This is a genomic window from Brevundimonas mediterranea, from assembly GCF_014196125.1.
Classification (GTDB): domain Bacteria; phylum Pseudomonadota; class Alphaproteobacteria; order Caulobacterales; family Caulobacteraceae; genus Brevundimonas; species Brevundimonas mediterranea.
Map to the genome: position 1 here is coordinate 1,314,804 of NZ_JACIDA010000001.1, position 12,424 is coordinate 1,327,227.

Annotated in this window: 12 protein-coding genes; 5 read left to right on the forward strand and 7 right to left on the reverse strand. The window is 66.4% G+C overall.

Annotated elements, in window-relative coordinates; genetic code table 11:
• Positions 1–7 precede the first annotated feature (7 nt).
• From halA to GGR11_RS06610, 3 genes are all read right to left on the reverse strand, one after another.
• Positions 8–1,141 carry an anti-phage Hailong system effector protein HalA gene (gene halA / locus GGR11_RS06600; RefSeq protein ID WP_183195933.1) on the reverse strand — a complete coding sequence of 378 codons (1,134 nt, stop codon included), beginning with the start codon at positions 1,139–1,141 and terminating at the stop codon, positions 8–10.
• Between the two features lie 122 nt (positions 1,142–1,263).
• Positions 1,264–2,961, reverse strand: coding sequence for a DNA repair protein RecN (recN, locus tag GGR11_RS06605; RefSeq protein WP_183195934.1), 1,698 nt, complete (start codon positions 2,959–2,961; stop codon positions 1,264–1,266).
• A gap of 97 nt (positions 2,962–3,058) precedes the next feature.
• Positions 3,059–3,913, reverse strand: coding sequence for an outer membrane protein assembly factor BamD (locus GGR11_RS06610; RefSeq protein WP_183195935.1), 855 nt, complete (start codon positions 3,911–3,913; stop codon positions 3,059–3,061).
• A gap of 191 nt (positions 3,914–4,104) precedes the next feature.
• Between GGR11_RS06610 and GGR11_RS06615 the strand changes: the two genes are divergently transcribed.
• Positions 4,105–5,040 carry a ribose-phosphate pyrophosphokinase gene (locus GGR11_RS06615; RefSeq protein WP_183195936.1) on the forward strand — a complete coding sequence of 312 codons (936 nt, stop codon included), beginning with the start codon at positions 4,105–4,107 and terminating at the stop codon, positions 5,038–5,040.
• A gap of 84 nt (positions 5,041–5,124) precedes the next feature.
• A complete protein-coding gene (locus tag GGR11_RS06620) occupies positions 5,125–6,225 on the forward strand; it encodes a hypothetical protein (RefSeq protein WP_183195937.1) in 1,101 nt (366 codons plus the stop codon).
• 69 nt (positions 6,226–6,294) lie between these two features.
• On the opposite strand, the gene GGR11_RS06625 is transcribed toward GGR11_RS06620, so the two are convergent.
• Both GGR11_RS06625 and aceA read right to left on the reverse strand, forming a co-directional pair.
• A complete protein-coding gene (locus GGR11_RS06625) occupies positions 6,295–6,504 on the reverse strand; it encodes a hypothetical protein (RefSeq protein ID WP_183195938.1) in 210 nt (69 codons plus the stop codon).
• 29 nt (positions 6,505–6,533) lie between these two features.
• Positions 6,534–7,814, reverse strand: coding sequence for an isocitrate lyase (gene aceA, locus GGR11_RS06630; protein WP_183195939.1), 1,281 nt, complete (start codon positions 7,812–7,814; stop codon positions 6,534–6,536).
• A 156-nt stretch (positions 7,815–7,970) separates the two neighbouring features.
• Between aceA and GGR11_RS06635 the strand changes: the two genes are divergently transcribed.
• Genes GGR11_RS06635 through GGR11_RS06645 form a run of 3 tightly spaced genes read left to right on the forward strand, consistent with a single transcriptional unit; the run spans position 7,971 to position 10,054 of the window.
• Positions 7,971–9,401: a helix-turn-helix domain-containing protein gene (locus GGR11_RS06635; RefSeq protein ID WP_183195940.1), complete on the forward strand. Its 1,431-nt coding sequence runs from the start codon at positions 7,971–7,973 to the stop codon at positions 9,399–9,401.
• Positions 9,402–9,437: 36 nt separating this feature from the next.
• Positions 9,438–9,785, forward strand: coding sequence for a hypothetical protein (locus GGR11_RS06640; protein WP_183195941.1), 348 nt, complete (start codon positions 9,438–9,440; stop codon positions 9,783–9,785).
• Complete coding sequence (locus GGR11_RS06645; protein WP_183195942.1) at positions 9,782–10,054, forward strand: type II toxin-antitoxin system RelE/ParE family toxin; 273 nt, start codon at positions 9,782–9,784, stop codon at positions 10,052–10,054. The genes GGR11_RS06640 and GGR11_RS06645 overlap by 4 nt, the downstream gene beginning before the upstream one ends.
• Positions 10,055–10,058: 4 nt before the next feature.
• Here GGR11_RS06645 and GGR11_RS06650 read toward each other — a convergent pair whose 3' ends face one another.
• Positions 10,059–10,889 (reverse strand): universal stress protein, encoded by an 831-nt coding sequence (locus GGR11_RS06650; RefSeq protein ID WP_183195943.1) that lies wholly within the window; start codon positions 10,887–10,889, stop codon positions 10,059–10,061.
• A gap of 72 nt (positions 10,890–10,961) precedes the next feature.
• A complete protein-coding gene (locus tag GGR11_RS06655; RefSeq protein ID WP_246331582.1) occupies positions 10,962–12,410 on the reverse strand; it encodes a YgdI/YgdR family lipoprotein in 1,449 nt (482 codons plus the stop codon).
• Between the last annotated feature and the right edge of the window lie 14 nt (positions 12,411–12,424).

Here is a 12,424-nt window from a genome sequence, read left to right on the forward strand (position 1 = left end):
GGACCTGTCATCGCGTTCGAGAAAGTTTGGAGATCAGTGTAGCGAAGAACACTGTGTAGAGCGTCACGGCTAGGATTGCATGGATATCTTGCAGCAACGTGAGAGGCCACTGACCAACGCTATTGTGATTTGTGAAACCTATTAGCAGGGTGATGTCGAAACTCTTTTGCCATGGATGATCGATTTCCGGCGTAAAAGGCACCAGCGCATAGATTGCGCCGAAAATGGCGAAGATCGCGCCGAAGAGGAGGCTGGGACGGCTCACCGACTCGCCCCAGTTATTGGTCCAACCCAGCAACCATATAAGGGCTAGGTTTAGCCCATGGAGGGGTAGCTGCGAGATCGCCTTCAATTTGCGAGCCTTCTGAGAAAAGCGGAGGTGATACCAGTCCTCGTAAAGCCGAGCCCGATTGCGCTGAAGCTCGTGTAGTTCGACCGTGCGGAAATAGACGTGCTCATCGCCGACCATGGCGTGGCTCAGCATGATCGAACGCAGAACATGCGCCCGTGTGCCGGCCAATCGGTACCATTGATGACAAGCGTGCTCCTTTTCAGCAGCCTTCGCCGGATCAAGGCCGCTAAACATTGCAGCTGTTAGTTGACCTGGGTTTTCAATGAAGGTGCGCGTCAGGTCTGTTTTGTTGCCTGAGACACCGACGCGGTCCCATTTGCAGCCGCGAAACTCACACTTTTCAAAAGATGTCAGCGCTAGTGAGCTAGCGATAAACGAGCAGTTTTTGAAGTGGGCGCTATTCCAAGATGAGTAAGCGAAATCGCAGCCGATAAATTTGCAGTTGTCGAATATCACAATGGAGGTTACATGGAATCGTCCCTGAAAATCACATTCTGTAAATGTGACGTCCTTTATCTTGTGCGTTTGGCCCGCTTGAATTTTCTTTACTAGTTTTTCGCCGGCCATGAACTGGCGCGTTGGGCTGGGATCACTATCAAAATCCCAGTTATGGGGCTCGCTCGAAACTGTGACTTCGGGTCCGTAGATCGGCTCCCAATAGTTTGTTTCCCGGCGGTCGCCGATGTGGTGGTCCGCGAATGCACCGTTCGCAGCAAGAGAAGAACCCATTGCCTCAACCCGTAGCGGACCGGTGCAGCGGAAAAGGCGGATCAATTTCGTCAGCACCACTGCCTTACCCTGTATGTCAGGAACAGTCGTAGTCTAGTGCCCGTCTTGGGTCGATGGTGGCCGACAGCAGACGTTCGTAACTTCGCTTTTGATTCAAGCCGCCAGAGCCGGCGCCAAAGCCCCTACCCGATCAACGCCCGCGCCGCCGCCCGCGCCTCATCCGTAATCTCCGCCCCCGACAGCATCCGCGCGATCTCTTCCTGACGTCGCGCGTCGTCCAGGGCGACGACGGTGGTGGTGGTCGTGCCCTCGTGGTCGGCCTTCATCACCTTCCAGTGGGCGTGGCCGCGGGCGGCGACCTGGGGGCTGTGGGTGACGACCAGGACCTGGGCGCCGGTGGACAGACGTTTCAGGCGCGAGCCGACGGCCTCGGCCACGGCGCCGCCGACGCCCTGGTCCACCTCGTCGAAGATCATGACCGGCTGGCGCATGTCCTCGCGGCTGGCCAGGGCGGCCTTCATGGCCAGGGCGAACCGAGCCAGTTCGCCCCCTGACGCAATGGCGTCCAGCGGGCCGAAATCGGTTCCGGCGTTGGTGGCGATCTGGAACCGCACGGTCTCGACCCCATCGGGCCCGCGCCGGCCCTCGATCGGCTCCAGGGCGACGCGGAACCGGGCGCGCTCCAGCTTCAGCGGGCCCAGTTCGCCCATGACGGCGGCGGTCAGGCGGTCGGCCGCCGCCTCGCGCGCCGAGGTCAGGAAGGTGGCGGCCAGGTCGTAGGATTCGGCGGCCTCAGCGGCTTCGCGGCCGGCGTTGGCCAGGGCCTCCTCGCCGTCCTCGATCAGGCGCAACTGCTCGCGCAGGCGGATGCGCAGCGACGGCAGGGCGTCGACCGTGGTGTTCAGCTTGCGGGCGGCGGCGCGCAGGGCGAACAGCCGTTCCTCGGCCTTGTCCAGGCGGCCCGGCTCATAGTCGAAGGCGTCGGCGGCGGCGTCCACGGCGGCGACCGCCTCGGCCGCCTCGACCATGGTGCGGTCGATGGCCTCGACAGCGGCGGACAGTTTGACGATGACCGGATGGTCGCCCTCGGCCCCCGCCTGGCCGGCGCGCTGGCGGGCGTGTTCGACGGCGCGCAGGGCGGCGCCCAGTTTCTGGCTCAGCTTGTCGCCACCCAGCTGGGTGCGGGCGTCGGCCAGGTCGGCGATGGCTTTTTCGGCGGCGCCCAGCAGGGCCCGTTCGCCGGCCAGTTCCGTCTCCTCGTCGGCGCGGGGATCCAGGGCGTCCAGTTCGGACAGGTTCAGGCTGATCTCGTCCAGACGCGCGGCGGCGTCGGCGGCCTGGGCCTTCAGCTCGGCCAGTTTCGCCTCGGCGGCCTTCAGCTTGGTCGAGGCGGCGGCGACGGCCTGGAGCTGGGGCTGGAGGCCGCCATAGGCGTCCAGCAGGCCCCGGTGGGTGCGCCAGTCCAGCAGGCCGACGGTCTCATGCTGGCCGTGGACCTCGACCAGGGCGGCGCCGATCTCGCGCAGGGCCGTGACCCCGGCGGGCTGGTCGTTGACATAGGCCCGGCTGCGGCCGTCGGCGTTCAGCACACGGCGCAGGATCAGGTCCTCGCCCGGCTGGACCTCGAATCCCTTTTCGGCGATCAGGGCCAGCAGGTCCGGGTCGTCCGGGGCGCTGAAAATAGCCGTGGCCACGGCTTGTTTGGCGCCATGACGCACTAGGCCTGCGTCGCCGCGACCGCCCAGGGCAAGACCGAGGGCGTCCAGAATGATCGACTTGCCCGCCCCCGTCTCGCCCGTCAGCACGGTCAGGCCGGTCTCGACGTCGAGATCCAGCACGTCGACCAGGACGACGTCGCGGATGGAAAGGGCGGTCAGCATGGCAGGTGGTCGCCGGTGGAACGAATCAGGATCACGCCGACAGAATCGGGAGATGTGCTGAAATGCACAAGGCTTTCCGCCGACAGTCTTTGGCGGGTCAGCCGGGGATGATCCGCTGCAGCCAGGATTCGCGCTTGGCCTCGGGGGCCTTGTCCGGGGTCTGGCCGTTTTCGGTCAGCAGGGCGTAGGCCTCGGCGTACCAGGGGCTGCCGGGGAAGTTGTAGCCCAGGACGGCGCCGTTGCGGGTCGCCTCTTCCTTCAGGCCCAGCTGCAGATTGACCTCGACCAGGCGGTACAGGGCCTCGGGCGTGTGGGAGGTGCGCTGGAACTCGGGGTTGGCGATGACGGCCTTGTAGCGGTTCAGGGCCGCCAGCGGCTGGTTGGCGCGCTGGTAATAACGGCCGATGTTCATTTCCTTGCCGGCCAGCTGGTCGTTGACCATGTCGATCTTGACGGCGGCGTCGCTGGCGTAGGGCGTGCCCGGATAGCGGCGGGCGACGTCCTTCAGACCGGCCAGGGCGGCGTTGGCGTAGCCCTGGTCGCGGCCCACGTCGGTGATCTGTTCGAAGTTGCAAACCGCCTTCATGTAGAAGGCGTAGACGGCCGAGGGATTGCCCGGGAACAGGGCGATGAACCGGTCGGCGGCGGCGATGGCGTCCGCGTAATTATTGTTCTGATAGAAGGCGTAGACCTGCATCAGGATCGAGCGACGCGCCCAGTCCGAATAGGGGTGCTGGCGTTCCACCTCCTGAAAATAGTCGACGGCGTCGGCCCAACGCTTCTGTTCCAGGCGCTGATAACCGGTGTTGTACAGCGCCTCGACCGGCCGCTCTTCATAAGCCAGCTTGGGGCGTGCATTGCCGGCGCAGCCCGCAATTGTCATTGCGGCGGCGGCCGCGGCCATCAGCACCAGGCCGGAACGGATCTTGGAAACGGACAAGGATGACCCCATGACGAGCGAAGACAGGCCCTCGGCCTGGCTCCGGAAACGAACGCGGCGTTCTCTAGCACCCGCAACCGGACCGCGCCATGCCGACGAAAACTCTCCGCACACGACTTGCCCTGCCCGGCACCGCTGGTAAAGAGCGCGCCAACCGACCGCCGTTCATGGGGGTCGGATGACGGCGAAAGGATGACCAGCCGATGAAGCTGCTCTCAGGCAACTCCAACCGCGGCCTCTCTCAGGCTATCGCCGCCCATCTGGACGCCCCTTTGACCAAGGCCCAAGTCAAGCGGTTCGCCGACAACGAGGTCTTCGCCGTCATCGAAGAAAACGTGCGCGGCGAGGACGTCTTCATCCTTCAGTCGACCAGCTATCCGGCCAACGACAATCTGATGGAGCTGCTGATCATCACGGACGCGCTGGTGCGCGCCTCCGCCCGTCGAATTACGGCCGTCATGCCCTATTTCGGCTACGCCCGTCAGGACCGTAAAACCGGCGGCCGCACGCCCATCTCGGCCAAGCTGGTGGCCAATCTGATCACCCGCGCCGGCGCCGACCGGGTGCTGACCATGGATCTGCACGCCGGCCAGATTCAGGGCTTTTTCGATATTCCGACCGACAATCTGGTGGCCACGCCGGTCCTGGCCCAGGACATCCGCGAGAATTATGCGCGCGGCGACGACCTGATGATCGTCTCGCCCGACGTGGGGGGCGTGGTGCGCGCCCGCTCGCTGGCCAGCCGCCTGAACGCCGACCTCGCCATCGTCGACAAGCGTCGCCCCAAGGCAGGCGAGAGCGAAGTCATGAACATCATCGGCGACGTCGAGGGCCGAAGCTGCATCCTGTTCGACGACATCGTCGATTCGGGCGGCACTCTGGTGAATGCGGCCAAGGCTTTGATCGCTCAGGGCGCGACCGAGGTCTCGGCCTATATCAGCCACGGCGTCCTGTCCGGCCCCGCCGTGCAACGCATCACCGACGGGCCGCTGAAGGAGCTGGTGATCACCGACTCCATCGAACAACCCGATGAAGTCCTGAAGTGCCCGAAAATCCGCAGGGTTTCCGTCGCTCCGCTTATCGGTGAAGCTATCCGTCGGATCGCCAACGAAGAATCTGTGTCAAAGTTGTTCGATTAATCTTCGGCAAACCACTTTCCTCACGTTATAAGCGGCTTCAAGTACACGCCCCGTCCGGGGCCATAGTTCTGTGGACGCGCCCCTATGCCCAAGGCCTTCATGACCCGCGGCCTGTCGATCGCCGCCCTGGCAGCCGTTGTTTTCCTGGCGAGTTGCACCACCAAGGAGCCAGAGGCGCCCCCGCCTCCCCCGCCGCCTCCGCCGCCGGTTTCGCTGAACGAAGGCGTGGCCCAGGCGGCCTCGATCTATGTCGCCTTCCTGCGGGAAGCCGAGACCATCCAGCCCGGCGGCTTCCCGGACGCCGAATCCATCCAGGCCGCCATCCGCAAGGGCGCCTCGTATGAACCGGCCCAGCTGTCGCGCGGCCTGATCGCCTATGGCTCGATCATCGCGCTTCAATCGCCTGAGTTCGTGGCCGGGGTGCGCCAGTTCGCCGTCGATCCGGTTCAACGCCAGCAGGTGATCGCCCAGATCGTCGCCGATCCCGCCTATGCCGCCACCCTGCCGGGCGCCGACGCTGCGGCGGGCCTGATCACCGCCACCATCGGCAAGGACGCCGTTGCGATGCGCGCCATCGCCGAGGCCGTCGAGGCTGACGCCTATACGGTTCAGGAACGCAACGATCCGCGCCGTCGCTGGGCCGTCACCCATGTGCCCAACCGCGAAGTTCGTCTGGAGGGCGCCAAGACCCTGTCGGCGGCGACCATGCTGCCGTCGGGCGATGAATCCAGCCGTCTGTTCACGGCCGCCAACACCGGCCAGGGCCTGTCGGTCGAGGCGTCGCGCAAGGCGCCCCCCTATACGCCGGCCTTGACGCGATCGCTGGCCATCGCCGCCCTGGCCGCTCTCGGGGCCGCCGGTGACGAAGCCCGGGCCAATACCGACGCCCTGGTGGTCGAGACGAACAGCGAATTCTGCCTGAACATGTCCAAACTGATGCTGTTCCAGTGCCTGGCCGCCTCGCGCCCCGCCTATGAGGACATGTTCTGCCTGGGCCGCCACGTCGCACGCGACCTGGCCACCTGCACCACCCAGGCGGTGCTGACCACCTCGATCACGGTCGGCGACCCCGAAGAGACCAGCACGCCCGCCGCTGCGGTTTCGCCGGTTTCGGTCACCCTGACGCCGACGCCCGCACCGTCGCCGACGGCCTCGCTGAACACCACGCCCTCCTCATCGCGCTAAGCGACTTTCAGACAGACGAAGGCCCGCCCCGAGTGATCGGGGCGGGCCTTTTTCTTTACGCGGGACGGCCTATTCGTAACCGTGCGCGGCCTCATTGATCACCTGGGACGGCATGGACGAGAAGTCCACGGCGATGGGTTTGGCGGTCTTGGCCTGATAGGTCCGCAGCACATGGGTCATGCGACGGCGCACTTCGCGTTCGGCCTCGGTCCCGGCGTCGAGCGACAGGGGCGCCAGGCAGAAGTCGATAATGGCTTCGGTTTGGGTCAGCGGTTCCATAGAGGTTCCTTATTAAGCCTTGAGCCTGATTAAGCCGCGTGGGTGAACTGGGCGGTTTCGGTCGAGTCCTTCAGCGCCGTCGTCGAGGAGGTGCCGTTGGAAATGACCGTGGCGACTTGGTCGAAGTAGCCGGTGCCGACCTCGCGCTGGTGGCGGGTGGCCGTATAGCCGGCAGCCTCGTTGGCGAACTCGCGCTGCTGCAGTTCGGAATAGGCCGCCATGCCGCGATCGCGATAGCCGTCCGCCAGCTCGAACATCGAGTTGTTCAGGGCGTGGAAGCCGGCCAGGGTCACGAACTGGAACTTGTAGCCCATGGCCCCCAGCTCACGCTGGAACTTGGCGATGGTGGCGTCGTCCAGCTTGGCCTTCCAGTTGAAGGAGGGCGAGCAGTTGTAGGCCATCAGCTTGCCGGGGTGCTTCTTCTGCACGGCCTCGGCAAACTTCTTCGCGTCGTCCAGGTCCGGGTGCGAGGTCTCCCACCACAGCAGGTCCGCGATATTGGCGTAGGACAGGCCGCGCGCGATGCAATGATCCAGACCCGTGCCTTCCTTCAGGCGGAAGAAGCCCTCGGGCGTGCGGTTGTCGCGGTCGATGAAGGGCTGATCGCGCTCGTCGATGTCCGAGGTGATCAGCTGGGCGCTTTCGGCGTCGGTGCGGGCGACCGTGATGGTCGGCGTGCCCATGACGTCGGCGGCCAGACGCGCGGCGACCAGATTGCGCTCATGCGCCTGGGTCGGGATCAGAACCTTGCCGCCCAGGTGGCCGCACTTCTTCTCGGACGCCAGTTGGTCTTCGAAGTGAACGCCGGCGGCGCCCGCCTCGATGAAGGCCTTCATGATCTCGAAGCTGTTCAGCGGCCCGCCGAAACCGGCCTCGGCGTCGGCGACAATGGGCGCGAACCAGTCACGCTTGGCGCCGCCCTCGGCGTGCTCGATCTGGTCAGCCCGCTGCAGGGTGCGGTTGATCCGGCGGCACAGTTCCGGCGCGGCGTTGGCCGGATACAGCGACTGGTCCGGATACATGGCGCCGGCCGTATTGGCGTCGGCCGCGACCTGCCAGCCCGACAGATAGATGGCCTTCAGGCCCGCGCGGACCATCTGCATGGCCTGGTTGCCGGTGACGGCGCCCAGGGCGTTGATGAAGGGCTCGTCGTGCAGCAGCTGCCACAGGCGATTGGCGCCCCGCTCAGCCAGGGTGTGGGTGACCGGCACCGAGCCGCGCAGGCGCAGGACGTCTTCCGGCGTATAGGGGCGCTCAATGCCGTCGAAACGGCCGGCGGGCGAAGGAACCAGATCGGCGAAGGTGGTCATGGTCGAACTCGGTCTCTGAAGGGCGCGGCCGCAGCCGCCGTCTCGGAGACAAGAACACGCGACAGTCACGAATGACACAGCGCCGAAGCCCGCATTGATGTCAGTTTGTCATATCGTGACTTTGCATAGTCAGTCATAATGTGACATTCTTCGACCATGGAAATCGCCGCCGATCGCAAGCTTTTTCTCGGCGCCCGGCTGAAGCGGCTGCGGCGCGACCTGGCTCTGACTCAGACGGCCATGGCGGCCGATCTGGGGGTTTCCCCCAGCTATCTCAATCACATAGAACGCAATCAGCGCCCCGTTTCGGCTCAGCTGCTGTTGCGGCTGGCAGAGACCTATGACGTCGATCTGCGCAGCCTGAACCAGGGCGGCGCGGCGGACGAGGCGCGGCTGGGCGAGGTTCTGGCCGACCCCCTGTTCACGGGCCTGTCCCTGCCCCGTCACGAACTGGTGCAGTTGCTGGAAGAGGCGCCGGGCGTGGCCGACGCCCTGCTGCGCCTGTATCAGGCATTCGACGACGGCCGCGCCCGTGCCCGCGCCGCCGCTGAGAACGGCGAAGGCCTGGTCGATACCAGTCCCGCCGAATGGGTGCGCGAGTACATCCAGTCGCGCGGCAACCACTTCCCCGAACTGGATCAGATGGGCGAGGCCCTGGCCGAAGCCCTGGCGGCCGAGGCGCCGGCGCACGCCGACGGGTTCGAACCCGCCGCACGCCAGCGGCTGGCGGCCAAACACGATCTGGGCGTCCGCACCCTGCCGGCCGAGGTCATGGTGGAATGGACGAGGCGGTACGACCTGCACCGCCGCCGCCTGCTGCTGTCCGAGGCCCTGGGGCCGTCGTCGCGCGCCTTCGCCATCGCCTATCAGCTGGCCCTGGCCGAGCAGGGCCCAACCCTGAACGCCATGGTTCAGGCCACGAACGCCCCGGACGGCCCAACGCGGTCCCTGCTGAAGGTGGCCCTGACCAACACCCTCGCCGCTGCAATCCTGATGCCCTACGCCGCCTTTCAGCGCACGGCGGAGGAGACCGGTTATGATTTGGGGCGGATCCAGGCCCGGTTCGGGGTCAGCTACGAACAGGCGGCGCATCGGCTGACCACCCTGTCACGACCGACGGCGCGGGGCGTGCCCTTCTTCCTGATGCGGGTAGACCAGGCGGGCAATATCTCCAAACGCTATGCGGCCGGCGCCTTTCCCTTCTCGCGTTTCGGCGGCGCCTGCCCGCGGTGGCGGCTGCACTCGGCCTTCCGCACGCCGGGCCGGATCATCACCCAGATCATCGAAACACCAGATGGGGGCCGCTGGTTCACCTTCGCCCGCACGGTCGAACGCCAGGGCCAGGACGGCTATGGCGACGCCCACGACCTGGCCGTCGGCCTGGGCTGCGAGCTGCGCTACGCGCCCCGGCTGGCCTATGCCCACGGCCTGGATCTGGAACGGCCCGAGGTCACCCCCATCGGCCCGGCCTGCCGCCTGTGCCACCGCCATCCCTGCGCCGAACGCGCCGCAGCCCCGGTGGACCGGCAATTGGCCGTGGACGACTGGTCCAAGTCGGTCAGCCCCTATCCGTTCGCGGCGATGTGAGTTCACAGCTACTCATAGTTGTGACATGATGAGCTGATGGCCGACTACGTCCTGACCCTTCCCCTGACCGACGAAGCGCTTGAGCGGCTCAAGACCGCTGCGCGCGCAGCAAGCATGGAACCGGAGGCTTATGCCGTCGCGATTCTCGACAAGGCGCTCGCGAGCGGGCGTGACGACGCCGCCGGCGACTTCGAAGTTCGAGAGAAAGACGCCGCCTTCGTCGTGGACAACCCAGAGCCTTGGCCTCCGACCACGCCTTACGACACCACCGAGGCCAAACGTCGGCTGGCTGAGTACGACCGCACCGGCAAGTTCATTGAGTTCGAGGACTGGGCGGCGGATTTCGAGGCTGAGATCGAGGCCATGTTGAAGGCCAAGGCTTGAAGATACGGCTGTCGCTCGATGCGATTCAGGATCGCCGACGGGTCATCGGCTTTCTGCGGGGCGTCAATCCAAACGCCGCCCGACGAGCCGGCCATATCATCACCCGGTCCATAGGCCGGCTGGCGGAGACCCCGATGATCGGGATCGACTTGGACGGGTTGCGCCATCTCTACATCCCCTTCGGCGCCAGCGGCTACGTGGTCCAGTACCGCGTCGATGCGGACGTCGTCGTGGTCGCCCGCATCTTCCACGCTCGCGAAGAGCGCTGAGGCCTCAGTGGCTCAGCAGCAGCCAGGATTGGCTGCGGTTCAGCAGGGCCTGGGTGACGCCGCCCAGAACCCATTCCCGCATCCGCGAATGGCCCCAGGCGCCGGAGACGATCAGATTGGCGCCGGTCTGTTCGACCAGGGCCAGGATGCGATCGCCGGCGGGGCGTTCGTCGCGCACCTTGGCTTCGCTTTCGGCGATGACGTCGTGGCGTCGCAGCCAGGCGGCGACATCGGCGACGCGGGCGGCCGCAGCGGCGGCGTCTGCCGAGGCGCAGATCTCGACGACCTTGACCTCACGCGCCTGTTTCAACAGCGGAAGAGCCGCCTGGACGGCCCGCTGGGCCTCGCGCCCTTCCTTCCACGCCACCAGGACGACCCCGTCGACCGGCGCGGCCTGGGCGTGAGGCGGGGCGACCAAGACCGGCCGGCCGATATTCATGATCAGGTCGCCCGCGTCCGGCGCGCGATAGGGCAGACGCCCCGCATCACGCCCCACCAGGATCAGGTCGGCCGCCCGCGCGTGGTGCGAGACGCAGGAGGCGGGATAGCCGGTCTCGGCCCGCCACTCGTGCGCAATGCCGGTGTCCTTCATCGCTTCGAGGAACCGGGTCTTGGCGGCGGACAGTTCGCCGTCCGCCTGGTCCCGCCTCAGGGCCAGGATTTCGCCGGCCATGCCGCCGGCGACATAGGCGTCCACCAGGGGCGGCTCGGGCTCGCTGACGGATATGCCGATCAGGGTCGCATCATAGATGGCGGCGAGATCGCGCGCGAAACCGATCCGCGCGACGTTGTCGGCCTCGTCGTCCACATAGACCATCAGGCTCGCATAGGTCATGGCGATGCTCCTTGTTGCCGGAGCCTGGATGCGCCCTTCGGCGCCCGCCCGCCTTGATCCGCATCAAAGCCGTCAGGTCAGGATCACACGGCCGTTTTCGAGACGGAAAGCGACGCCGGTGCGCTGGAACAGGCGGGCGATGACGGCGGAAGGATTGGCGACGCCCTGGTCCAACATGGTCGAAATGTCGTTGGCCAGGGTGGGGTCGCGCGACAGACGCGTCAGGGCGCCCAGCCACTCGTCGCGGCTGAGGACGCCGTCGTCGTTGTCGCTGCGTTGGAAATCGGCGACCACGTCGAAGAAGTCGCCCCCGCCCGCGCGTCGCTCCGCCCCTTCGATGACCAGGCCCCAGACGGCGCCGCAGGCGTAATAGGCGCGGTTGTCGCCCCGGTCGCCGGCCGAGGCCACGGGCTTGCCGGCCGCCAGGGTGACGCAGTCGTCCACCTCGCGCTGCAGCTCGGCCCGGTCGTCATAGGCGGGATCCATGGCCTTCAGGGCGCGCACCGCCATCAGGTCGGCCCCGCCCTCGGTGATCCAGGCCTCTCGGGCGTACTGGTACCTCAGCCCCTGCGAGCCCAGCCAGAAATGCGCCGCCTCATGGCCGATGAACCAGTGGGCGCGGGCCAGGGCCTGGGCGTCGGGGTCCAGCACCCCCTCCCCTTCGAAATTCATCGAGATCAGGCCCGGCAGGACGCTGCCCCCCATGCTGGACAAGGCCTTGGTCGGGCCGGTCCAGCTGACCATCAGGGTCGGCGCCTCGCCCTGAGCCCGACCCAGACGTTGGGTGTAATAGGCCATGACACGGGGCGTAAAACCGGCGAGTTCGTCACCCAGCCAGCGCGGCAAACCGGGGTCGATGACCGTAGTCACGCCGTCCCCTTGGCGCGTGGTGGCGTCGCCGAACAGGACATAGGTCTGGGCGTCAACGGCCGTGACCTTGGGCGCGCGCTCGCCCTTGAACAGGACGGGGCCGGCGCGGTCACGCCAGGTCACGCTAGCCGGGCCGCCGGGCACATCGACGCCGTTCAGGTCGCGCGGCAGGGCGCGGGCGGCGGCGGCCGAGTCCAGCGGGATGACGTCGAACTGACCGGAAAACAGCGCCACCGTCCCGTCCGAGAACACCAGGGCCGGATCATATTCAGCCTCCAGATCGCCGGGGCGCGGCGTCATGGCGATGCGGACATTGCGCGGCACAGGGCCGCCGTCGGTCGAACGCAGCACATCGTAATCGCCGATCCGCTCCAGCACGACGCCCGGCGTCTCCACCCGCCACCAGGCCGGCCGCCACGGCTGGCGGCTCTCGCGCAGCAGGGCCGAGCGGAAGAAGGCCCAGGCCGGGGCGTCACGATCCAGCACATACTCCGCCGTCCAGCGATCGCCGTTGCGTTCGACCGCCACGTCGACGCGGCCATCGCCGGCCATGCTCGGGTCTTGCGACGCGACGACGGCGGGCGAAGCGCAGGCCGCAACGGTCGAAAAGCCGACAAGGGCGGCGCATATGAGGGCCGTCTTCAGACGCATGAAGTTCTCCAACA